The following is a 23,127-nucleotide window of genomic DNA, read 5'->3' as shown; positions in this document are numbered from 1 at the left end:
TCCCCGTAATGATAAGGGAAATTAAAAATAATAAAGCTTAAAAATCCCTTGAGGTTATATTTGTTATTATAAACATAATAACCGGGAATATTTCTAAAATAACATGAAGAAAAACCTATAACAACCTAATACTACTGCTAAAAACAATAGACGGAATTATCCGTTAAATGGAAGCGCTTCAATTAGGAATGTAACCGGATACATATCCTGAATTGTTAACATTTTATGAATGTGTGCTTAAAAAATAAACGTGCTCTCATGTTGAGCACGTTTTTAATTTACCCCTATATATTCGTTTGAAAACGAATATTTTCCAATTGTTCTGTATTTCTCATAACGATTAGCCACTAATTCTTCTTCGGTTAGGGAAAGAAGATTTCGGAGTGAATGTTTTAATGTTTTTCCCATTTCGGACGCTTGTGCCTTAACATCCTTTTGTGCTCCGCCTTTTACTTCCGGAATAATTTCATCGATAATTCCAAGCTGTTTAAGGTCTGGTGCAGTGATTTTCATTGTTTCGGCAGCACGCTTTGCTAAGGAAGCATCCTTCCATAAAATCGCTGCAGCTCCTTCAGGTGAAATAACAGAATAGGTAGAGTTCTCAAGCATATGAATATAGTTGCCCACTCCGAGTGCCAAGGCACCACCACTTCCACCTTCCCCGATTACAATCGTAATCACAGGAACCTTCAGCAGGCCATTTCAAATAGATTACGGGCAATCGCTTCACTCTGTCCACGTTCTTCCGCTGCCTTACCAGGATATGCCCCTTTTGTATCGATAAAACAAATAATAGGCCGTTTGAATTTTTCCGCCTGCTTCATGAGCCTTAAGGCTTTTCGGTAGCCCTCCGGATGTGGCATTCCAAAATTCCTGCGGATATTATCCTTCGTGTCTTTACCCCTTTGATGGCCGATTACGGTTACAGGCAGTCCATGAAACCTTGCGATTCCACCTACAATTGCTTCATCATCTCCGTAGGCTCTATCACCATGGCATTCAAAGAAATCTTCAAATAGCAGGGAAATATAATCAAGAGTAGTTGGCCTGTTTGGATGGCGGGCAATTTGCACACGATCCCAAGGTTTTAAGTTATCATAAATATCCTTTTCCAGCTTTTCTAAGCGGACTTCCAATTTATCAATTTCTGTAGAGAAATCGACATCAGCCGTTTTTGTGAACTCTTTCAGTTCTGCAATTTTTTTCCTCAATTCCACAATTGGGCGTTCAAATTCTAATTCTCCTACCAATTAAGTTCACCACCTGGTTGATGTATTGCAAGAATAGTTCCGATTTTATCCTTCAGTTCAAGCCTTGAAATGACAGCATCCAATTGTCCATGCTTTAAGAGGAATTCCGAGGTCTGAAAATCCTCCGGCAGCTCTTCACGAATCGTTTGCTCTATGATCCTTCTGCCTGCAAAGCCGATTAATGCACCAGGCTCAGCAAAATTAAAATCTCCCAGCGAAGCAAAACTTGCCGAAACTCCACCTGTAGTAGGATGTGTCATGATGGAAATAATCAAACCACCATGGTCGCTGAACCTTTTCAATGCGACACTGGTTTTTGCCATTTGCATGAGGCTGAGAACGCCTTCTTGCATTCTTGCTCCGCCAGATGCTGTAAAAATAATAAACGGGACAGAAAGCTCATCTGCCTTTTCGATGGCAAGTGTGATCTTTTCCCCTACGACCGAACCCATACTTCCCATTCTAAAGGTAGCATCCATGATTGCCACAACTACAGGATTACCATTTACATTGCCTATACCTGTTACTACAGCTTCATTTAATCCCGTTTTCTGTCTGTCCTTCTCCAATTTCTCCAGATAATCAGGAAATTGAAGCGGATTTTCAGAAACCATATCTGCATTAATGCCGCTAAAGCTATTTTCATCCAAAAAGCTTACCAAACGCTCTGAAGAGTTCATTTGATGATGGTAGCCGCAGTGCAGACACACCTTTAGATTTTTAGTTAATTCTTTCGTATACATAATTTTTTTGCAATCGGGACATTTGGTCATAATTCCTTCCGGTACATCCTGCTTGGCTGTTTCCGAAGGAATCGTTGCATACTTTTTCTTTTTATTTTTTGTAAAGAGTTCTTTAAGCAAAGTAAAACCTCCCTCATTCGTAAAAAGCCAAGGCATTCCTGGCTAAAAATTTCTCCATCCATCCCTGTCCCATTTGAAAAATAAAGCGGGATTTTCCCCACCCCAAGTGGTCAGACCACTTAAGATTAAAAGGACCTACCTGTCCGAAAAGAGTAGGCTTGTCTATTTTAGTTGAAACAGAATTTAGATTCCAGCATAGCTGCAAACTTTGGCTATTGCCAAGTTTTCTCTTCACTATAATGTATGAAAGCTTAAAAAACTGTTAGATTTTGTCGTTAGAAATCGACAATTTTCTTAATTTTCGATAAGCCTCCCGAGTTTCCACTTCATCCTTCTGGTCTAAAGCGTCAAGCAGATCAAGATAATCCTGTCGCGAAGAAACCGGCTCATTAAACTTAAGAGAATGGTAGTAGTCTTTTAAAATAATCCAAATTCGTAAAAATAAATGATTGTCAGCCAATTCAATGATGTGGTAAAAAAAATCGTCATCGCTAACAACAGAGGTCCTTGTAACCTTAACCCTTATATTATTCAGGCTGTCTTCATCTATTCTTTCAAGGGCCAGGCGGAGACAGTCCATTTCAATATAATATTTTGTTTCGATGACGTCCCTTTTTGCCTTTTCATCCTCCAGGATAAAGGTGCTAAGAAGCTGGACAAGATGATTCCCACGAAAATCACGGACAAATGTTCCTTCCCCGCGCCTTGTTTCAATGAGGCCAATAATTCGAGTGCCCTTAAGGCCTCACGAACCGAGGAGCGCCCGACATTCAGGCGCTCGGAAAGCTCGCGTTCGGATGGAATTTTATCCCCGGATTTTAAGCTGTTGGCTGTAATCATTTCTCGCAAATGCTTCACAATCTCAATATAAACCTTTGAACTCTGCCTGTTATCCATCACGCTGGCTTGATCACTCACTTTTACCGATAATGGCAAGCCTCATCGTTTTTTCTTTCACATCTTCCGGGTCAACCTTCAGACGCGCTACACCCGTTTCCATAGCAGCTTTAGCTACAGCAGCGGCCACTGCAGGAGCTACTCTTGGATCAAACGGACCTGGTATGACATAATCCTCATTCAGCTCATCTTCACGAATTAAACTGGCAATTGCTTCGACTGCTGCAACCTTCATTTTTTCGTTAATATGCGTTGCGCGGACATCGAGCGCTCCGCGGAAGATTCCAGGGAACGCAAGGACATTATTCACCTGATTTGGAAAATCGGAACGGCCTGTTCCGACTACTTTCGCGCCTGCTTCTTTAGCATCCTGAGGCATAATCTCAGGATCAGGATCTGGCCATAGCGAAAATAATGGCATCCGAATTCATTGTTTGAACCATTTCTTTCGTTAATGCTCCAGCAACAGATACTCCAATGAAAACATCTGCTTCTTTAATTACATCCTCAAGATTGCCATGGATATTATCTCTATTGGTAAACTTAGCGACCTCATCCTTAACAGCATTCATTCCTTGAGGACGTCCTTCGTAGATGGCTCCCTTTGTATCGCACATGATAATATCTCTTACCCCGTAGCTATAAAGCAGCTTAATAATGGCAATTCCTGCTGCACCGGCACCATTTGCGACAACCTTTATTTCGGTCATCTTCTTGCCGACAATTTTCAAAGCATTTACTGATGGCCACAGTAACTATTGCCGTTCCATGCTGGTCATCATGGAAAATAGGGATATTTGTTTCCTTTTTCAGTCTTTCTTCAATTACAAAGCAGTTTGGTGCTGCAATATCTTCCAGATTTACCCCACCAAAGGTAGGCTCTAGCAATTTAACCGTTTCAATAATTTTTTCAACATCGGTAGTGTTCAAGCAGATGGGGAACGCATCGACTCCCGCAAAGCTTTTAAACAGAACTGCTTTTCCTTCCATGACAGGCAGGGCAGCTTCAGGTCCTATGTTTCCAAGTCCTAAGACCGCTGTACCATCTGATACAATTGCTACCATATTGCCTTTCATTGTGTAATCATAAACGGTTTCAGGCTTTTCATATATTTCTTTACATGGCTCAGCAACGCCAGGCGAATAAGCAAGGCTTAAATCTTTAGCATTCCGGACTTGAACTTTTGATTTTGATTCCAATTTACCTTTATTTATACGATGCATATGCAATGCTTCTTCACGCAATGTCAAGGCAAGGTCACTCCTTTATATTCAAAAAGGTACTTAATTCCTTCATTTTTTCCACACAAAAAAGGTAGTGGTCAGACCACGATTGTCTACTAATCAATATAACATATCTTTAAAAGTTGTAAAGAATTAATCTTTCAAGATAACATTCTTTTCACCTAAAAAATCTTTCAATTCTTGAAGGAATTCCGGGTTAGGTGCAACCTGGCTTTCCTTCGGCAGCCGGACCGATGCTTTCGTTCTTTCATAGTGCAGGACAACACCAGTGTTACCTTTATTTTTCCTTAATATTTGATTAAGTTCCTGAAGGACGGCCGTCTCTTCTCTGTCTTTGTTAATTTTCAAATATAATACTGCATGGCTCGATGCATTCATTTCCAGCCATTTCTCCAAATCTTCAGCACGCTGAATAATGAACTGCTTTTTCCCTTCCCGTTCCTCCGTCTTTCCTTCGATGACAGCAAGCATTCCTTGCCCGAGAACAGCCGAAAATTTTCGATAGACGTCGGGAAACGCAACAGCTTCCATTTCGCCACTTGAATCGCTGATTGTAAAGAAGGCCATGGAGTCGCCTTTTTTTGTCCGGATTTTTTTTGCAGCTGTTATATATACACCAGCAGCAGCCCTTTTTGTATTTTTTTCAAAATCGTACAGGGACATCAAGCCTCTATTCTTAAGCTCGGTTTCGTATATCGAAACCGGATGATCCGATAAATAAAAGCCGAGAACTTCTTTTTCAAAATACAGCTTATCCACGAGCATGATAGGGTCAACTTCAACATATTTAGGCTTTAGCATCATAGCCTCTTCAGCAAACAAATCGAATTTGCCGCTGTCCGCGGGTTTTACCAGCTGAGCATGTTCAATGGCTACATCAAGACTTGCCAGCAATATTGCACGGTCCTCACCAAATTCGTCAAAACTTCCCGAATGAACCAGCGCCTCCAGCGTTTTCCTGTTCACTGTCTTTGACGAAACCCTCAGGCAAAAATCAAATAAATCATCGTATTTCTTCTTTTTCTTTCCTGAAAAATTTCTTTCAGGACTGAGGCTCCGACCCCTTTAATGGCTGCCAGGCTATAACGGACAGATTCCTTATCAGCCAGAAAGGAAAAACCGCTGAAATTAATTGAAGGAGGGAGAATATTTATTTCCATCTGCTTTGATTCAATTACATACTGTGCGATTTTTGTTTCATTTCCGATGGCAGAAGTAAGAGGCCCGCCATAAAATAAACCGGATAATGTGTTTTCAAATAAGCCAGCTGGTAAGCGATAACGCTGTAAGCCACTGCATGGCTGCGGTTAAACCCGTAATTAGCGAATTTAACAATCAAATCATAAATTTCATTCGCTAACGGTTTGTCATACCCCTTACCCATTGCACCTTTTACAAAATGTTCCCTTTCCCTGTCAAGGACTTCTTTTTGCTTTTTACTTACTGCCCGCCTTAATAGATCAGCTTCCCCAAGGGAGAAACCAGCCATTTTCGCAGCAATTTGCATAATCTGTTCCTGGTAAACAATTACCCCATATGTATTGGCTAAAATAGGCTCCAAATCCGGATGAGGATAAAAGACCTTCTCCCGTCCATGTTTCCGGTCAATGAAGAGAGGTATGTTTTCCATTGGCCCTGGGCGATAAAGAGCATTCACGGCCACGATATCTTCAAATCCTGAAGGGACAAGCCGCATCAAAACCTTCCTCATTCCTTCAGATTCAAGCTGAAAAATGCCGGTTGTTTCTCCCCTCGCTAACAACTCATACGTTTGAGGGTCATTTAATGGAATGGATCGGATATCGATTTTTTTTCCTGTCTTCCGCTGAATAGACTCTAAAATGGTCTCGATTAAAGATAAGTTCCTTAATCCAAGAAAATCCATTTTTAACAAACCGACATCATCAAGATGCTCCATCGAATATTGGGTTAGGTAAACATTATTATGGCCCAGCTGAATTGGCACCATCTGTACGAGCGGAACTTCACTGATTACCACACCCGCAGCATGGGTAGACGTATGCCTCGGCAAACCTTCAAGCTTTACAGCTGTCTCAAAAAGCCTTTTGTTTAACTCGCTTTGGCTAATAAATTTCCTTAGTGGCTCCGACTCTTTATAAGCGTTTAAAAGATTGACGCCAAGCCGGGAAGGAACGAGCTTGGATAATTGATCCAGTTCCTTTGGATTCAAGCCAAAAGCTCTGCCGACATCCCGCAATGCTGCCTTAGTGGCTAATGTTCCGAATGTTACAATCTGGGCTACATGAAGTTCCCCATATTTTTTCGCAACATATTCAATTACTTCATCGCGCCGGTGATCAGGAAAATCAATATCAATATCTGGCATGGATATTCGTTCTGGATTCAGGAAGCGCTCAAAGAGGAGCTGGTGTTCAATCGGGTCCACATCGGTGATCTGAAGTACATATGCGACAAGTGAACCTGCGGCCGAACCCCGTCCAGGCCTGTCAAAATTTGATGGTCCCTGGCATACTTCATAAAATCCCAGACAATTAGAAAATAATCGCTGAACTTCATCCGTTTGATTACAGCCAATTCATATTGAAGCCTATTGAAGTATTCCTCTTTCGGACTTGAGAATCGCTTCTTCATTCCCTCAAGGCAGATTCTTTCAAGGTATTCATCGGCAGTCGAACCACTTTCCACTGGATACTTGGGAAGATGCTGTTTATTTAATTCAAGGACCACATTACACCTTTCGGCGATATGCAAAGTATTCTCAAGGGATTCAGGGTATTCCGATATATACTCTACCATTTCATCCCCGGTTTTTAAGTAATATTGGTCACTCTCAAGTCTTGTCCTATCATCATCCTGGAGCTTTTCGCCATTTTTTATTGCAAGAAGGCATTCATGCGAAAATGCGTCTTCTCTGTCCAGATAATGAACCTGGTTCGTCGCAGCCAGCTTTATGTCTAATTCCTTCCCAAGAGAATTAAGCTGGCGGTTTAAAGCCTGTTCCCTATCAATCGAGTGGTTTTGAATAGAAAAATAGAGGTTTTCTCTGCCAAATATTTGCAGGAAAAGCTTTGCAGTTTCTCTTGCAGCCACTTCATTCCCTTCCAAAAGGGCATTTTCAATTTCCCCGTTCAGGCTGGGTAATGGCAATAAGGCCTTCAGAATAATGCTTAAGCCACTTCACTGGTATTCCTGAGAGAGATTTTGTTTGTACAACGCTCGTTATTTTTAAAAGATTTTGGAAGCCGGCATTATTCTTCGCAAGTAAAACAAGCGGAAAAGCTTCAGCTTCTTCCCTTTCGCTCGCAACATCGACTGTCAGGCCTAATATCGGCTTGACATTGTTTTTTAAACATTCTTTATAAAAAGACATTGTGCCATACATTACATTGCGGTCTGTTAAAGCAATCGCCGAAAAGCCTTTATCTTTTGCCCCTCGGACTAATTCTTCAATCCGTGCTGTGCTTGTAAGCAAACTGAATGCACTATACACATGCAGGTGAATAAAAGACACTTCGCTCACCTCCCTGAAACTTGTTCTCTTACTTTTTATTATAGTGCGGGATGGCAAAAAAAGAAAATATGTTCTCATTTTTTATTATTATTTCGTAATTGTTAAAGAACATAATCGATCGAGGCTGTCCATATGATGATGGAGAGGGAATGATTTTAGATAGGGCGGTTGATAGAATGAGGGAAATAGGTTTTTTTCCATCCTTTATTGAAAGTTACTTTATGGCATTGGGAGTTCTTCTGGGCGGCTCGCTTATTGGCGGCCTTGCGTCTTTTTTGACCGGCCAGCCTCCCTTTACTGCAATTTATCGAATGTCTGCATCTCTTCGAATTTGGGCAATTGTTGCTGCGATTGGCGGTACTTTTGATACTTTTTACAGCTTCGAAAGAGGGCTTTTTGATGGAGACACAAAGGATCTATTCAAGCAGTTCTTATTAATTATGTCTGCAACAGGCGGTGCACAAACAGGGGCATTGCTGATAAACTGGCTTACTCAGGAGCATATATCATCATGAGAATACCGCCATTATACAGAAGACCTGCCTGGCAGCGTTTATTGGCGGGAATGGTCCTGGGAGGATGCATCAGCTGGGCCATTTTTTTATATATTTTCGGTGTGGTGCAGGAGGAAAGCACAAAGAAAATGGAGAAGCAGGAAGAGGATATTAAGGAGCTTACACAGGATATTAAAATCTGGCAGGATGAGTACAAAGCTTTAAACAAGAAAAATATCGAGCTACTAAAAATACAGGATATCAGCGTTAAAATAACAAATTGGGAGAAATACAAGCAAAAATATGGAATAGATTCCTTTAGCGTTTTTGAGGTTGAAGATGCGATAAAAGAGGATATCGCCATGGTGAAAGCAAAGGATTTAGATACCGTTTTTAAAAGCAGGGATCTCTTAAAAAAAGTAATTGAAAACAGGATAGTAAAAATCAATGATAAACGCTTTCGCCTTGAGGTAAAGGAAATAGTCATCTACACCACGTTATCGATTCAGATCCATATGCACCTGGAAGTCAGAGGGTAATTATAGCAAAACAAAAGGCGGCTAATGACATTATCCGCCTTTTTATATTTGGCTGTTTTCGTATACTTTGTTGCTATTTAAGGAGTAGTTGATTTCCACTCCAGGATGCTCGCTTTCCGCGGGGCGGGCGGTGTGCCTCCTCGGCGCACCGCGCCTGTGGGGTCTCACTTGTCCCGCTGCTCCCGCAGGACGTTGAATCAGCTTCCTAGAATCAACACCGCACGAAGGAAATGCGAGAGCATTTTCGAGGAGCTCGCACCTTCCGCTCCAATCAACTTCTTTTTCATCGATTTGCTTTTAAATACCTATTTACAAAACAACAATTTTTTAGAAAACAACATTATATTTTAATACTCCGCACAAACCTGATCGAGTTCCTTCAAGACGGCCTCTTTGTCGTTCCAGGAATAAATGGAAGCACCAGAAGCCAATGGATGGCCACCTCCATTGAATTTCCTTGCAACACCATTAATGACGGGCCTTTTCGAGCGGAGGCGAACTCTTATTTGGTCGTCTTCCTCAATAAAGAATACCCACGCTTTAATTCCTGCTACATTCCCTAAAACACCGACCAAAAGAGAAGCTTCCGGCGGTTGAACATCAAATTCTTTCAGCAGTTCTTTCGTTAATTCAACTGAGGCAACACCATTTGAGTGCAGCTTAAAATTTTGAAGAACATAGCCATTTAACTTCACGACGTTTGCTTTCAATTCATACATGCTGTCGTATAATTCTGTCCTTGAGAATTTATAATGAATTAATTCACCGGCATACGAAAAAGTCTTTTCTGTTGTACTCGGAAAAAGAAATCTCCCTGTATCTCCGACAATTCCTGCATACAGAAGCCTTGCTGCTTCATCGGAAATTTTTAACCCTTTATCTTTTCCTGAAAGGTAAAATTCATAAATCATTTCGCTGCAGGAGCTTGCGGTAGTATCTACCCATAACAAATCCCCATATGGATCCTCATTCGGATGGTGATCGATCTTTATCAGCTTATCTCCAAGAGCATAGCGGCTGTCACAAATTCTTTCAGCGTTGGCTGTGTCGCAGACAATGATTAAAGCGCCTTTAAAAATCTCATCCTCTACCTGGTCAAGCCTACGCATAAAGTGCAGAGATGGTTCTTCCTTTCCAACTCCATAAACCTTTTTCTCGGGAAAAGACTCTTTGATAATTTCCGCCAATCCGCCTTGCGAACCATATGCATCTGGGTCTGGTCTGACATGGCGGTGAACTATGATGGTGTCGTATTGCTTAATTGCGTCTAATATTTGATCCTTCATGATTTCTCCTTGTTTTCCGTCTGTTTTTTATTAAGACATCTTCATATTTATGGAAAAAAGCTATATATGGCATTTTATGATACAAAACGTTAAAATAAAAGAAGATTGCCCAAACATGGAGGAACATAAAATGCCAACATTCGTTATTTTGATTGTTATATCTCTTGCTTTCTATGTATTTTACAAAATAAAATTTGTCAGAAGCAGCCGTCCGGTGGAAAAGAAGTGGCTGTCTTCAAAATCAAGTATCGCGCTTGGTATTTTTGTGAGCATCTTCGGTATAAATCAAGTGTTTTTATATCAGACAACACTCACATATATCATTGCAGCCATTTTCCTCATCATAGGAGGATTGAGCATTTGGAGCGGAATTAAAGCTTATCAGCATTACCTTCCCTATGCGATTGAGGAAGCCGAAAACTTTGGAAAACAGAATTAGTTTTGATGTACCGCTTTCATACTTGAAAGCGGTTTTTACATTTCACAAAAAAGCTTCCACGCTTGTCCTATTAGTGCCTGTCAATTAATTGGCACATCATCATCGCTTTTCCTACCAATACTCCTTCATTGAAGACTTCAACATCTACCTTCCCGAATTTCCTGCCCACCTCTAGTACTTTCGGATAAATTTCCAGCGTACTATCGATTTGAACAGGCTTAATAAAATAAATCGTCATATTTTCTACTACCAGGTCTCCCTTTTTATAGCTTCTTAAGATCCGGTTGGCTGCTTCAGTGACAATTGTAGTAAAAACACCATATGAGATTGTGCCGAGGTGGTTCGTCATTTGGGGACTTACTTCGCAGCGGTAAATGTCCTCACCCTTTATTTTCCCTCTCGACATAACCATTTGATTCGTAACAATATCATCTAGTGTTTCACCGACCTGTGGCTGTCTTTGGTTCATTTGCAGTGCCTTTAAAACATCCTGCCTGCTGATGATCCCTTCAAGCCGGTTCGAGTCATCAGTGACAGGCAGGACTTCAATCCCTTCCCAAACCATCATATGGGCAGCAGATGCCACGCTTGTTTTTCCGCTTACTGCCATCGGGCTTTTCGTCATAATTTTTTCAATCGGCGCATCAGGTTCCTGTCCGATAACATCCTTGGAAGTTACCATCCCTTGTATTTTCATGTTGGAGTCTACAACCGGATAACGGCTGTGCAATGTCTCCCGGTTATATTGATGCCATACCGAGGCTTTATCTGATGTTTTCAAATATACCGTTGAAGATAACGGAGTCAGGATATCCTCCACCAGAATGATTTCCTTTTTTATTAATTGATCATAGATGGCCCGGTTAATCATCGTCGCAACCGTAAAAGTATCATAGCTTGTTGAAATAACGGGGAGCTGAAGCTTATCCGCAAGCTTCTTTACATGATCCTCCGTATCGAAGCCACCTGTTATTAAAACCGCTGCCCCCGCCTTCAGCGCATGTTCATGTGCCTTTGTTCGATTACCGACAATAAGCAGGTTCCCAGCTCCCGTATAACGCATCATCGCTTCAAGCTTCATTGCCCCAATGACAAATTTATTTAGAGTCTTATGCAGTCCTGCCCTGCCGCCAACCACCTGGCCTTCCACTATGTTGACGACTTCTGCATATGTCAGCTTTTCAAAGTTTTCTTTTTTCTTCCGCTCAATACGAATGGTCCCGACACGTTCAATCGTACTGACATAGCCTTTATTTTCCGCTTCTTTAATTGCTCTGTATGCAGTACCTTCACTTACTGTCATCGCCTTGGCGATTTGCCGAACTGAAATTTTTTCTCCAATAGGAAGTTCATCAATATACTGTAAAATTTGTTCATGCTTCGTAGCCAAGACCTTCACCCTTTTATTCACGATTTCCAAAATCCCCAGTAAACTCCAAGGATTATTCCTATCTTCATTATAAGGTGTTAAAAGTCTTGATTCAATGCACTGCAAAGAAACTTTAACCTGTCTGGCTATTTAAAGTTCAAGTTGTACTCAACAATTTCATCAATCCATAAAGGACTGCTGTCTTTTCCTCTTCTTATCTGAAAGTGAATTTTTGTTATTCTTCGGTTGCCGCGGATAATAAAGCAAACCGGACAAGTTTCCAGCTGCTACCAAAAGCGCTAGCAATAGCCAGGCATATGAAAATAATTTTTCAAGGCCATCCCCGGTAAAAACCAATTTTGGCACAGCCATGTAAAGCATAAAGCCGCACGCTAATAGGCACAGTAAATATCTGTTTTTCCTCAATGAAATTCCTCCCTTAAATACTGCTTGTTTCATTTTTATGCTTAAGGAAGGAAAAAAAGTCACCTTTACGATCACAATAATACCAAACGTTGTTTAGATCTCAATCGAATCTCCCGGTTGCAGGATCTTTCCGTTATTTCCCTCGAGCATATCAATAAACCTTTGCGGGTCCTGTTTGATAGGCGGGAAGGTATTATAATGGATAGGAACAACTGTTTTTGCATTAAGCAGCTTTGCAGCATAGGCAGCGTCCTCAGGACCCATTGTAAAATTGTCGCCAATAGGAAGAAATGCGACATCTATCGGGTGGCGTTCCCCTATCAGCTTCATATCTGAAAATAAGGCAGTATCTCCCGCATGATAAACCGTTTTTCCTTCATTCATAAAAAGAATCCCAGCAGGCATTCCCCCATAAATAATCTGCTGATCCTCCGTTTCAAAACTGGATCCATGGAAGGCCTGTGTCAATTTTACTTTTCCAAAATCGAACTGATAGGCCCCGCCTATATGCATTTCATGGGTCTTAACGCCCTGCCATGTCAAGTAAGTGGAGATTTCAGCATTCGCAATCACAAGAGAGCCATGCTCCTTTGCCAGTTCAATCGTATCCCCTACATGGTCGCCATGTGCATGGGAAAGAATAATGACATCTGGTTTAACACTGCTGACTTTAAGATCTGTTAATTGATTGCCCGTAATAAACGGGTCGATTAAGATCGTTTTTCCCTCTGATTCTATTTTTACCACTGAGTGGCCGTGATATGAAACTTTCATCTTTTTCTCCTCCTCTTTCTATTTAAAAAACTAATTCGATTCAAAAGCTCAGTTTCCTTTTATTTTATACCCCATCCACTTTATTTTTAGCCGTTGATTTAATTTATTTAAGTTAATTAAACCTGCTGGACGCTGCTTTTTCGTTATTGAATTGAAACGATGTGACTTGATGGTTTACTTTTTTTCATTTAGTTGCTACTCTCAAAATATGCTGGAATTTAGGGGGCTAAAATATGAATCAACGATTAGAAAAATTGACAAGCTGGATGAAGAATAACGATATTCAAGTTACCTTCCTCACCTCACTCGAAAATGTTTATTATTTAAGCGGTTTTTACAGCAATCCTCATGAGCGCCTTCTTGGCCTGGCAGTATTTCAGGAAAGCGAGCCCTTCCTTGTATGCCCGGGAATGGAAAAGCATGATGCGAAAAGGTCTGGATGGGACCAGGAAATCATCGCTTACAGCGATATACAGGATCCCTGGGAGCTAATCAGCAAATCCATTAGTGGCAGAATGAATAGTGCTGCCAAGGTGGCAGTTGAAAAAGAACACATGAATGTTGAAAGATATGAAAAAATTTCAGCTTTGTTTCCGTCAGCAAGTTTTATTTCCGCTGAAGAAAAATTAAGAAAGCTTCGGATGATTAAAGATGCCAGAGAGCTGAAAATCATTCAGGAGGCCTGTTCTCTTGCTGACTATGCTATAGAAGTGGGTGTCCAGGAAATAAAAGAGGGCAGAACTGAATTAGAAATTTTATCAGCAGTAGAATTTGCCTTAAAGAAAAAGGGTGTAACAGAAATGTCGTTTGCCACCATGGTACTGACTGGTGCAAATGCTGCATCCCCTCATGGCAATCCAGGGATGACTAAAATTCAAAAGGGTGACCTTGTTTTATTTGACCTTGGTGTCGTCATCGACCGTTATTGCTCTGACATAACCAGAACTGTTGCTTTTGGGGACATAAATGATAAACAAAAGGAAATCTATGATACGGTCCTTAAAGCCCAGTTGGCTGCTGTTGAAGCAAGCAGGCCTGGTGTTACGTGCGCTGAAATAGATCTAACTGCACGCAGAATTATTGCTGATGCGGGCTACGGGGATTATTTCCCTCACAGGCTCGGCCACGGGTTAGGAATTAGCGTCCATGAATATCCTTCAATGACAGAAACAAACGAGCTTGTCCTTGAAGAAGGCATGGTATTTACGATCGAACCGGGGATTTATGTACCTAATGTTGCAGGCGTGAGAATTGAGGATGATTTAGTCATAACTTCTTCAGGTGCAGATATCCTGACGAAATTCCCGAAAGAACTGCAGATTATTAAATAATTTAAAGAACAAAAAGCGCAATCGCCCTGGTTAGCCCCGACAGGCATAAGAGGATCACGCAGGAAATCCTGATTTCTGGAGTGATTTGGCTTATGACCCCGAGGGGCTGGGCGCTCCTCGAAAAAGCTATCGCTTTTTCTTCGTGCGAAGCATATGCTACCGAAGCTTTCCTTGTGGAGCTAGATTAATACAACTTGTAGAAGTTATCCACATCATTTAATTTTATAATTTCCTAGACGATAAAAAAATCCGGGTTTGCACCCGGATTTTTTTATTACATCTTTTCAAGCAATGTTCTTGTATCAGAGAACTCTAAGCCATGGGCTTCAGCAACTGCTTCATACGTTACGAAACCATCAAGGGTATTGATTCCTTTTAATAATGCTGGATTGTCAACGCAAGCCTGCTTATAGCCTTTGTTAGCGATTTGGATTGCGTATGGAACTGTTACGTTTGTCAACGCAAGGGTTGATGTGCGCGGTACAGCTCCTGGCATATTCGCAACAGCATAATGCACGACACCATGCTTCTCATATGTCGGATTGTCATGTGTTGTAATACGGTCAGTAGTTTCGAAAATTCCGCCCTGGTCAATAGCAATATCGACAACAACGCTTCCTGCTGACATGCTCTGGATCATTTCTTCAGTTACCAGTTTTGGAGCTTTTGCACCAGGTATTAAGACAGCACCGATAACCAGGTCAGATTCCTTAACCGCCTCTGCGATGTTATAAGGATTGGACATTAGCGTTGTTACATCAGCACCAAAAATATCATCAAGCTGGCGAAGACGGTCAGGATTTAAATCAATCATCGTAACCTTCGCACCAAGACCAATCGCCATTTTTGCAGCGTTAGTTCCTGCTACACCGCCACCGATAATTGTAACAGTTCCTCTTTGGACGCCAGGAACACCTGAAAGAAGAATGCCTTTACCGCCGTTAACCTTTTCAAGGAATTGAGCTCCGATTTGTGGTGCCATTCTTCCTGCAACCTCACTCATAGGAGTCAATAATGGAAGTGTCCCATTTGGAAGCTGAACTGTCTCATAAGCAATACCAATTACTTTGTTTTCAATTAACGCTTTTGTAAGCTCAGGTTCAGGAGCTAAATGTAGGTATGTAAATAGGATTAAACCTTCACGGAAAAAGGTATATTCTTCAGGCAGTGGTTCTTTTACTTTCATAACCATTTCCATGGACCATGCTTCTTCTGCTGTATTGACAATGCTCGCACCAGCTGCTGAGTAATCTTCATCTGTAAAGCCAGAACCAAGACCCGCACCTGTTTCAATGTACACTTCATGTTTAAACTTCAAGATATTAACCACGCCCGCAGGAGTCATGGCTACACGGTTTTCATTGTTCTTTATTTCTTTGGGTACTCCGATACGCATTCTGCATACCTCCAATTAATATAATTCAACTGTAAATAAGATTTGGCCGCTTTTAATATAACACCTTCTTTTAATAGACGAAAGGAAAATGATATAAAAAAGCAGTTATATGAAAACACTTACATTTTAACAAAAAAAATCAGTAATCCCAACATTTTTATTTATTCTGATAAATTAAGCTCTATTATTTCTATCAGAGATTTTTTATAATTCGTGAGGTAATTAATAAAAGCTCTGCCGAATTAGCAGAGCTTCTTCGAACATTTATTAATACCATCCATATCCACCATAGTAAGGGTATGGATAACCGTAGCCGTAGCCATATCCAAATCCTGGAGCAAGCAGTGCTCCTGTTGCCAATCCTAAACCGAAGCCCCCAAGAGGAAATCCCCAGCCCCATGGACGGCCAAAACCAAAGCCGAAGGGTCTGCCAAAGCCTCCGAACCCAAATCCAGGTCTGCCAAAACCTCCGAATCCAAACCCTGGTCTTCCGAAGCCTCCGAACCCGAACCCTGGTCTTCCAAACCCGCCAAATCCGAATCCGGGGCGTATTCTTTCATCATTACTGGCAATTAAAGAATGGTCATAGATCATTTCAGTATTCAACATTATTCCTCCTCATTTTTTTGTTTTACACTTAAAGAATATGCAGCAACCCAAACACCGTAATGGGTAATTGTCCTAGATTTTTAAAATTTTTGTGATAAATGCCCTTCAATATCTGAAAAATAAAAAGGAAAGCCGCCAATTTGGCAGCTTTCCTTTTTATTTTATACTTCATCCGTTTCCAAGACTTCGACCAAATCCTGGCTTGTTTCAGATTCACCCATGAACCCGCTGTTGTAGGCATCCATTATTTGCTGGCTCACTTCATTTAATCCCTGTTCTTCAAAATTCCGAGAGGATTGCTGGTTTTTTGGATCATTTTTTTTCATAATAATTTCCCCCTTCAATTAGTCACATCCTTATTTTTCGTTTTATTGTTACATTTATGTATGGTGAATTATTGTATAATTTAAGTAAGGAGGAGATGGCAATGGGATTCAAATATAAGAACATTTTAGTCGCAGTTGACGGTTCTAAAGAAGCAGAGTGGGCTTTTAAAAAAGCAATTGAAATTGCAAAAAGAAATAACGCTGAGCTTTTATCTGGCCTATGTCATTGACACACGCACTTTTGCTACAGTAGAGGCTTATGACCGCACAATCGCAGAACGGGCAGATAAATTTGCTACAGAATTGCTAGAAAAATATAAAAAACAGTCGATAGATGCAGGAGTTGATCGGGTCCAATTCCTGTTGGAATTCGGTTCACCTAAAGTACGGATTCCAAAAGATATTGCAAGGAAGCACAAGGTTGACTTAATCATCTGCGGTGCAACAGGAATGAATGCGGTTGAACGTTTCTTTATAGGCAGTGTTTCCGAACACATCACCCGCTACGCTCCTTGTGATGTCCTGGTTGTCCGGACGGAAAAAGAAGAATGATTTAAAGCCACGCCCAAAGCACACAGCCTTTATGTGTGCTTTTTTATATGTGGAAATCCCATGAAAACTCTGCTTAAACATTATTAAATGAAAGCCCTTAAATTTTGTAGTAAAATAAAAACAATAAACATCCTGGGGGCAAAGCAATGGAAGAATACTTTATTTACGACAATCGTCTTGGAATTCCAATTCCTGATGTTTCGAAAGAATGGGACGATTTTACTAAACAAGTCCAGCAGGATATCCTGTTTCGCTGGGAAAGAATCCGTGGATCAATACCGGACCGGATCGCTGAGTTAGAAAATATAATAAACTATAAGCAGGCTGAGCTCTCGAATGAAAGTGACTTTCCACGTTCCTGCGCATTGAACTCTGAAATTGCTGAACTGGCATCCATCATTAACGAGTTGTGGTTATGGTATAGGGCAAATCAAGGAATCTCCTCTAAAATGCATCAATAAAAAAAGCTCCCATTTCACACACAATTGAATTGGGAGCTTCTTTTATTATAAGTCCTTCTTTAATTCCCTAACTACATGTCCGATTTCGGGAAGAATCAGTTTATTCATCGCCAGCTTAACCGCACCGCTGGAGCCTGGGGTTGAGAAAACTGCTTTATTCCTGACTACCCCTGCAATCGCTCTTGAGAGAATCGCAGCAGACCCAATATCCTCCTGGTAGCTTAGCATACGGAATAATTCTCCAAATCCGACGATCTCTTTTTCAAGCAGGCTTTGCACCGACTCGATTGTTACATCCCGTTTGGCAATTCCGGTACCCCCATTAGTGAGAATGACGTCGATTCCCTCGGTCCCGCATCCTTTTAGTATTTCTTCCTGAATTTCAGCAGTGTCATCCTTTACAATCACATAATCAATAATCCGGTGCCCTGCACCTTCAAGCAATTCAATCATCAAACGGCCGCTTTTATCTGTTTCAGGATTTCTCGTATCACTCACGGTAATAACCTTGCAACTAACCATGTTTGGAGCTGCTTTTTTATGTTCTGTGACACTCATCTGGCATTCTCCCCTTTTTCCGATAAATAGCGGAGCTGATAATATTTATGGGCAAAGTCTGTGACCTTCCTGGTTAATTGATAATTGGAGCCCGCCCCGATTGCCATGCTGACAAGCGGAATGCCCTGAATCATTTTTTTTCTAAAAAGGGCAATCACCATCGCTTTTAATATCTGTTGAATTGGCTGTTCAAGCCATGTTGAATCAGCAAGCTTTTCACTGCCTTCATAAAAATATCGCTCATCACTTTTTCCGAATTCTTCAACAAGCGCTCTCCATTCATCCCCTTGAATTCTTGCGGGAAGTGTTGCAATATGGAACACCTTTAAAGAGTTCATCATTTCAAATGGTGTATTCACTTCGACACCATAGGTCATAGCGATCAATTGGACAACTCTCAAATTGATAATGGCGATTGCAGGTATGTCTGTTCCTAATAATAAGGTTCCGCCCGTTCCTGCGATACCGCCCTGCGCAAATGAATAAAATCGGTGCCGGGCTATTTGCTGCTGGGCAATATATTGAAGCTGGTCTATTTCCAGGGTTTTTAGATCTTCTATTTTTTCAATATCCTTGTTAAAAATTCTGCCTGCAGAAAGAATCCTTTCCTTTGCGTCAAGTTGAAGCTGTGAGCCTTGAATAATGGCATGTAAATGAAAGAGCCAGCTATCAATGACGGAAAAAAATTGATTCTGGATCGTTTCCGGGAGCAAACTGAATGCCCGTTCTAAATACTTTTCATATGTTAATTGGAAATCATTTGGTTCATAGCTTAAAAGTCGTACTTCCCATTCTTTTATTTCATCGAGAACTTTCGTTTCCCTGTCTGTTAATGTCATGGCGCAACCTCCGCTCCGTATAGGCACTTTCCTTTCAGTATAGCAAATCATTCCAAAAGATAAAAATCGAAGAAAAAAGGCAAACCCCTCTTTGAGAGATTTGCCTTTCTATTAAACGTTTGCCAAGCGGACTACATCGCGGGCAATCATTACTTCTTCGTTAGTCGGTATGATAATTACCTTTACAGGGGAATGTGGGTAGTTAACGAATGCTTCTTCGCCTCTTACTTTATTAAGAGCAGGATCCCAATATACGCCCATGAACTCCAGACCTTTTAATACATTTTCCCTAATAACGTCACTGTTTTCACCGATACCTGCGGTAAAGATGATAGCATCCACTCCATACATGCGGGAAGCATAGGAGCCAATGTATTTATGAATACGGTTGGCAAAAACGTCAAGCGCAAGCTGTGCACGGTTATTTCCTTGTTTCGCCTGGACCTCGATATCTCTCAAATCACTGGAGAAACCGGAAACGCCCAGCATTCCGCTTTTCTTATTTAAAACATCCAGAACCTCTTCAGCAGTTTGATTGGTTTTTTCCATAATAAATGGTAAAAGCGCAGGGTCAATATTCCCTGAACGAGTTCCCATCGTTACACCTGCAAGAGGAGTGAAGCCCATGGATGTATCAATCGATTTACCGCCTTCAATTGCTGCAATACTTGCTCCATTTCCTAAATGGCAGGAAATAAGGCGCAGCTGTTCAATCGGACGCCCTAAAAGCTCAGCAGCACGCTCGGATACATATTTATGTGAGGTCCCGTGGAACCCATACTTACGGATTCCGTATTTCTCATAATAATCATATGGAAGGCTGTAAAGAAATGAGCTTTCCGGCATTGTTTGATGAAAGGCTGTATCGAAAACCGCAATAGCCGGCACATTGGGAAGAACGCGCTGGAAGGCCAGAATTCCGGTAATATTTGCAGGGTTGTGCAATGGAGCCAATTCAGATAATGCTTCAATCTGATTTATTACATCTTCGGTAATAAGGACAGAATCATTAAATGCTTCGCCGCCGTGTACAACACGATGCCCGATTCCTTCGATTTCATCCAGGGAATTAATAATTCCCGAAGAAGTTAATTTCTCCAATAGAAGTTTTACTGCGACTTCATGGTCAGGGATATCCGTAATTTCCTGAACCTTTTCCCCATTAACTGTAATATTGAAGATGGAGTCATTTAAACCAATTCGTTCAATTAATCCTTTTGTGATGACTTCCTCACTTGGCATTTCAAATAACTGAAACTTCAATGAAGAACTCCCAGCATTGATTGCAATAACTTTTGCCATTTTAACAACCGCTCCTTTTATATAACCACATGGATGGATGATTTCTATTGATTTCTATATCAAATACAATCTTATTGTGCACAAATCCCAATCGAATATCTCTCAATTCCTCATTTAAACACTGTATGGATGACATTTCAAGGAGTATAATCACATGATAACGGTTTCATTTAAATATAAATATATTCAGATACTTGGGATTATTAAAACACTTCATTTATTGCAGTTTATCCCTCTAAAAAATGAAAAAATCGGTGCAATGTGCACCGATTTTTTCATTTTAATTTTTATTCTCAAGAAACCATTTATCAATTTTGCGGAGGATGCTGTCCATTTCGGCAGCGCTTGATAAGCTTGGCATGTCAACCAGCATCGCTTGCTTTGGCGCAACAGTTCCTTCTCCTTTTTTCTGCATAATAAAAATGCTTTTCGCTGAATTTTTATTTTTAAACATACTTAGCGGAAGCTGCAAAAGACCTTGCACAATGACATTTTCTTTTAAAAATTCGCGAAGAGACGGTGCAAGTTCACTTTCAAACAGCCCATTTGGAATAATAAAAAATAAATATCCCCCGTCCTTCGTATGCTTAACACTCTGTTCAATAAACAAATGGTGGGCATATGAATGGCCTTCAGCAGCCTTTAATTGATACTCTGCAGCCCTCATGTCATTAGGATAAAATCCAACAGGCAGATCGCTAATTACGGCATCGACAGGATCAATAAATAATGGCTCAAGGCTGTCCTGATTAAAAAGCTGGACTGGATGCTCCTGCAAATTGGCATTCACATACGCAAGGCGAATTAAAATATCATCTATTTCAATTCCAACAGACTCGATTTTCTTATTAACTTGCTGATTTAAAACGGTAGTCAGCAAATTTCCCGTTCCAATGGCCGGGTCAAGCAGACGGAACGAACCTTCCTTCATGAACTTTTGGACCAAATAGCCAACAAGCATACCGACAGAATCGGGAGTCATCTGATGATTGGGCTGCGTCGTTTCTTTCATTCCCTTTAGAATTACAAGCTGGAATGCTTTTCTGATTTCTTCATTTGAAAATTTATCCAGACTGATTTCCTCATACTGTTTTTTTAGCCGTTTAATAGAAAGCTCGCTTAATTCATCCTGAAGCAACGACTGTTGAAATACATTTTCCCCTGTTTCAGCTATTGCTTCTAAAAAGGTGCACGAAAGCTCCTCTTGTAAAATGAGTGCTGTTTCATTAAATAATGTAAATAATTGTTCTACCGGAGAGATTTTCATTTGTTTCCTCCTACCTAAATATCTCTACCTATTTTAACGAGTAAAAAAGCCTTTAACAAGTTATATGGAACAGTTTCCTACTTAAACAAAAAAAAGCCCCCGAGGGAGCTTTTTATTTGGATATGAAAGTATATCTTTTCGAAATAGTACCGGTGTCTAGCTCCAGTGCCTACCCCCTCGAGGTCGCTTCGGTCCCTACGATGAAGTCAAAGAACGACTTCACCTTCAGGCCCTCCAGCGCTTGTCCGGGGTGACCAAGGCACTTTCGCATTTCTATTTAGCTTGTTTAACAGCTTCTAGTGCAGCTTCATAATTTGGATGATTAGTTGCTTCGCTTACATATTCAACATATGTAACTGTATCGCTGGAATCTACCACAAACACAGCACGAGCCAATAATCTTAACTCTTCGATTGCCACGCCATACGCTTTACCAAAAGAAAGGTCACGGTGGTCAGACAATGTCTGAACATTTTCAATACCAGCAGCAGCACACCAGCGTTTTTGTGCAAATGGAAGGTCAACGCTTACTGTAAGAAATTTCACGTTATCCAATTTTTGAGCCTCTTCGTTAAAACGACGTGTTTCCGCGTCGCAAACTCCAGTGTCAATCGAAGGAACAGAAGTAATTAAACGAACCTGTCCTTTAGTGTTTTCGAGTGTAACTGCTGACATATCGTTAGCAAGTACAGAAAAATCAGGGGCTTTATCTCCAACTTTCACTTCATTTCCTAGTAAAGTAACCGCATTGCCCTTAAATGTTACATTTGCCATAATAAATTCCTCCTTTGTTCTATGTACAGGACTAATATATCTTTTCAGAATCTTTTTTGCAATTATTAGTGCTTGGCATTAAAAAAGTTAATCCTCCTTGCCTGGAAGATTAACCTTTTGATTTAAAAATCAAGATCATGTTTTTGATAGTTTGACTGCTGCTGATGATTATTTTGCTGGGTGTATTGCCCTTTATTGCCTTCATCCTTTTTAGAAAACATCTGCTGGATTTTCTCAACTGCCTGTGGAGCAAGATCTAAAATTTTCTCATATAAATGCGTGCTTTCATCCAAATGAAGCATTCTTACACCCTGTGAATTTACAATTAAAAAGGCAATAGGTGTAATGGAAACTCCGCCACCGCTACCTCCGCCAAACGGGTGGATGGACTGACCCTGACCCTGTCCTTGCCCCTGACCTTGATTTTGGCCCTTCGATGAGCCATCTAGAGTAAACTCACTTCCTCCGGCCGCAAATCCAAACCCTACCTTCGAAACCGTCAGAATGACACTGCCGTCAGGGGTTTCCACCGGATCCCCTATGATGGTATTAACATCGATCATTTCTTTTAAACTTTCCATCGCCGTCGTCATTAATCCCTGGATTGGATGATCAGACATTACTGCTTCCTCCTCTT

General features: G+C 40.9%; 19 protein-coding genes and 5 pseudogenes. 6 read left to right on the top strand and 18 right to left on the bottom strand.

Features of this window, described 5'->3' with window-relative positions; translation table 11 throughout:
• Positions 1 to 273 precede the first annotated feature (273 nt).
• The 5 genes and pseudogenes from accA to dnaE form a co-directional block, all read right to left on the bottom strand.
• Positions 274 to 1,250: pseudogene (gene accA, locus RCG23_RS17700) on the bottom strand (acetyl-CoA carboxylase carboxyl transferase subunit alpha).
• On the bottom strand, positions 1,244 to 2,113 hold the full coding sequence (gene accD / locus RCG23_RS17695; RefSeq protein WP_308176759.1) for an acetyl-CoA carboxylase, carboxyltransferase subunit beta: 870 nt from the start codon (positions 2,111 to 2,113) through the stop codon (positions 1,244 to 1,246). The pseudogene accA and the gene accD overlap by 7 nt, the downstream one beginning before the upstream one ends.
• Positions 2,114 to 2,375: 262 nt before the next feature.
• Positions 2,376 to 2,953, bottom strand: a pseudogene (locus RCG23_RS26030) (FadR/GntR family transcriptional regulator).
• Positions 2,954 to 3,023: 70 nt separating this feature from the next.
• A pseudogene (locus tag RCG23_RS17680) lies at positions 3,024 to 4,261 on the bottom strand (NADP-dependent malic enzyme).
• Between the two features lie 126 nt (positions 4,262 to 4,387).
• Positions 4,388 to 7,748, bottom strand: a pseudogene (gene dnaE, locus RCG23_RS17675) (DNA polymerase III subunit alpha).
• Positions 7,749 to 7,897: 149 nt separating this feature from the next.
• Between dnaE and RCG23_RS17670 the strand changes: the two are divergent.
• Together RCG23_RS17670 and ytrI are read left to right on the top strand one after the other, a co-directional pair.
• Complete coding sequence (locus RCG23_RS17670; RefSeq protein ID WP_374049764.1) at positions 7,898 to 8,263, top strand: sporulation membrane protein YtrH; 366 nt, start codon at positions 7,898 to 7,900, stop codon at positions 8,261 to 8,263.
• Complete coding sequence (gene ytrI, locus RCG23_RS17665) at positions 8,260 to 8,781, top strand: sporulation membrane protein YtrI (RefSeq protein ID WP_308176757.1); 522 nt, start codon at positions 8,260 to 8,262, stop codon at positions 8,779 to 8,781. Before RCG23_RS17670 ends, ytrI begins: the two co-directional genes overlap by 4 nt.
• 347 nt (positions 8,782 to 9,128) lie before the next feature.
• Here the strand turns inward: ytrI and RCG23_RS17660 are convergent, their stop codons facing one another.
• Positions 9,129 to 10,067 carry a DHH family phosphoesterase gene (locus RCG23_RS17660; RefSeq protein ID WP_308176756.1) on the bottom strand — a complete coding sequence of 313 codons (939 nt, stop codon included), beginning with the start codon at positions 10,065 to 10,067 and terminating at the stop codon, positions 9,129 to 9,131.
• Between the two features lie 130 nt (positions 10,068 to 10,197).
• On the opposite strand from RCG23_RS17660, the gene RCG23_RS17655 reads away from it, so the two are divergent.
• Positions 10,198 to 10,506 (top strand): YtpI family protein, encoded by a 309-nt coding sequence (locus tag RCG23_RS17655; RefSeq protein ID WP_308176755.1) that lies wholly within the window; start codon positions 10,198 to 10,200, stop codon positions 10,504 to 10,506.
• A gap of 70 nt (positions 10,507 to 10,576) precedes the next feature.
• Here the strand turns inward: RCG23_RS17655 and RCG23_RS17650 are convergent, their stop codons facing one another.
• The 3 genes from RCG23_RS17650 to RCG23_RS17640 all read right to left on the bottom strand — a co-directional run bounded on the left by RCG23_RS17650 (position 10,577) and on the right by RCG23_RS17640 (position 13,075).
• On the bottom strand, positions 10,577 to 11,896 hold the full coding sequence (locus RCG23_RS17650; RefSeq protein ID WP_308176754.1) for a DRTGG domain-containing protein: 1,320 nt from the start codon (positions 11,894 to 11,896) through the stop codon (positions 10,577 to 10,579).
• A 159-nt stretch (positions 11,897 to 12,055) separates the two neighbouring features.
• Positions 12,056 to 12,301 (bottom strand): hypothetical protein, encoded by a 246-nt coding sequence (locus RCG23_RS17645; protein ID WP_308176753.1) that lies wholly within the window; start codon positions 12,299 to 12,301, stop codon positions 12,056 to 12,058.
• A gap of 93 nt (positions 12,302 to 12,394) precedes the next feature.
• A complete protein-coding gene (locus RCG23_RS17640; protein WP_308176752.1) occupies positions 12,395 to 13,075 on the bottom strand; it encodes a metal-dependent hydrolase in 681 nt (226 codons plus the stop codon).
• A 233-nt stretch (positions 13,076 to 13,308) separates the two neighbouring features.
• Between RCG23_RS17640 and RCG23_RS17635 the strand changes: the two genes are divergently transcribed.
• A complete protein-coding gene (locus tag RCG23_RS17635; RefSeq protein WP_308176751.1) occupies positions 13,309 to 14,406 on the top strand; it encodes a M24 family metallopeptidase in 1,098 nt (365 codons plus the stop codon).
• 274 nt (positions 14,407 to 14,680) lie between these two features.
• On the opposite strand, the gene ald is transcribed toward RCG23_RS17635, so the two are convergent.
• From ald to RCG23_RS17620, 3 genes are all read right to left on the bottom strand, one after another.
• The gene (gene ald, locus RCG23_RS17630) at positions 14,681 to 15,802 is read right to left on the bottom strand and encodes an alanine dehydrogenase (RefSeq protein WP_308176750.1); all 1,122 of its coding nucleotides are present in this window, start codon (positions 15,800 to 15,802) and stop codon (positions 14,681 to 14,683) included.
• Between the two features lie 267 nt (positions 15,803 to 16,069).
• A complete protein-coding gene (locus tag RCG23_RS17625) occupies positions 16,070 to 16,408 on the bottom strand; it encodes a hypothetical protein (RefSeq protein WP_374049859.1) in 339 nt (112 codons plus the stop codon).
• Positions 16,409 to 16,572: 164 nt separating this feature from the next.
• A complete protein-coding gene (locus tag RCG23_RS17620) occupies positions 16,573 to 16,737 on the bottom strand; it encodes a hypothetical protein (RefSeq protein WP_308176748.1) in 165 nt (54 codons plus the stop codon).
• Positions 16,738 to 16,838: 101 nt separating this feature from the next.
• Between RCG23_RS17620 and RCG23_RS17615 the strand changes: the two are divergent.
• Both RCG23_RS17615 and RCG23_RS17610 read left to right on the top strand, forming a co-directional pair.
• Positions 16,839 to 17,289 (top strand): annotated as a pseudogene (locus RCG23_RS17615) (universal stress protein).
• 146 nt (positions 17,290 to 17,435) lie between these two features.
• On the top strand, positions 17,436 to 17,750 hold the full coding sequence (locus tag RCG23_RS17610) for a hypothetical protein (protein WP_308176747.1): 315 nt from the start codon (positions 17,436 to 17,438) through the stop codon (positions 17,748 to 17,750).
• 45 nt (positions 17,751 to 17,795) lie between these two features.
• On the opposite strand, the gene RCG23_RS17605 is transcribed toward RCG23_RS17610, so the two are convergent.
• The 6 genes from RCG23_RS17605 to ytfJ all read right to left on the bottom strand — a co-directional run bounded on the left by RCG23_RS17605 (position 17,796) and on the right by ytfJ (position 23,110).
• Complete coding sequence (locus RCG23_RS17605) at positions 17,796 to 18,308, bottom strand: MogA/MoaB family molybdenum cofactor biosynthesis protein (protein ID WP_308176746.1); 513 nt, start codon at positions 18,306 to 18,308, stop codon at positions 17,796 to 17,798.
• Positions 18,305 to 19,147, bottom strand: a complete 843-nt coding sequence (locus tag RCG23_RS17600) for an EcsC family protein (RefSeq protein ID WP_308176745.1) — start codon at positions 19,145 to 19,147, stop codon at positions 18,305 to 18,307. Before RCG23_RS17600 ends, RCG23_RS17605 begins: the two co-directional genes overlap by 4 nt.
• A 111-nt stretch (positions 19,148 to 19,258) precedes the next feature.
• On the bottom strand, positions 19,259 to 20,449 hold the full coding sequence (locus tag RCG23_RS17595; RefSeq protein ID WP_308176744.1) for an acetate kinase: 1,191 nt from the start codon (positions 20,447 to 20,449) through the stop codon (positions 19,259 to 19,261).
• Between the two features lie 280 nt (positions 20,450 to 20,729).
• Positions 20,730 to 21,716, bottom strand: a complete 987-nt coding sequence (locus tag RCG23_RS17590; protein ID WP_308176743.1) for a class I SAM-dependent methyltransferase — start codon at positions 21,714 to 21,716, stop codon at positions 20,730 to 20,732.
• 273 nt (positions 21,717 to 21,989) lie between these two features.
• Positions 21,990 to 22,490 carry a thiol peroxidase gene (gene tpx, locus RCG23_RS17585; protein WP_308176742.1) on the bottom strand — a complete coding sequence of 167 codons (501 nt, stop codon included), beginning with the start codon at positions 22,488 to 22,490 and terminating at the stop codon, positions 21,990 to 21,992.
• 122 nt (positions 22,491 to 22,612) lie between these two features.
• On the bottom strand, positions 22,613 to 23,110 hold the full coding sequence (gene ytfJ, locus RCG23_RS17580) for a GerW family sporulation protein (RefSeq protein ID WP_308176741.1): 498 nt from the start codon (positions 23,108 to 23,110) through the stop codon (positions 22,613 to 22,615).
• Between the last annotated feature and the right edge of the window lie 17 nt (positions 23,111 to 23,127).

Origin of the sequence: Neobacillus sp. PS3-34, from assembly GCF_030915465.1 — a bacterium.
Classification (GTDB): domain Bacteria; phylum Bacillota; class Bacilli; order Bacillales; family Cytobacillaceae; genus Neobacillus_A.
This window is presented reverse-complemented; position numbering and strand designations above follow the sequence as displayed.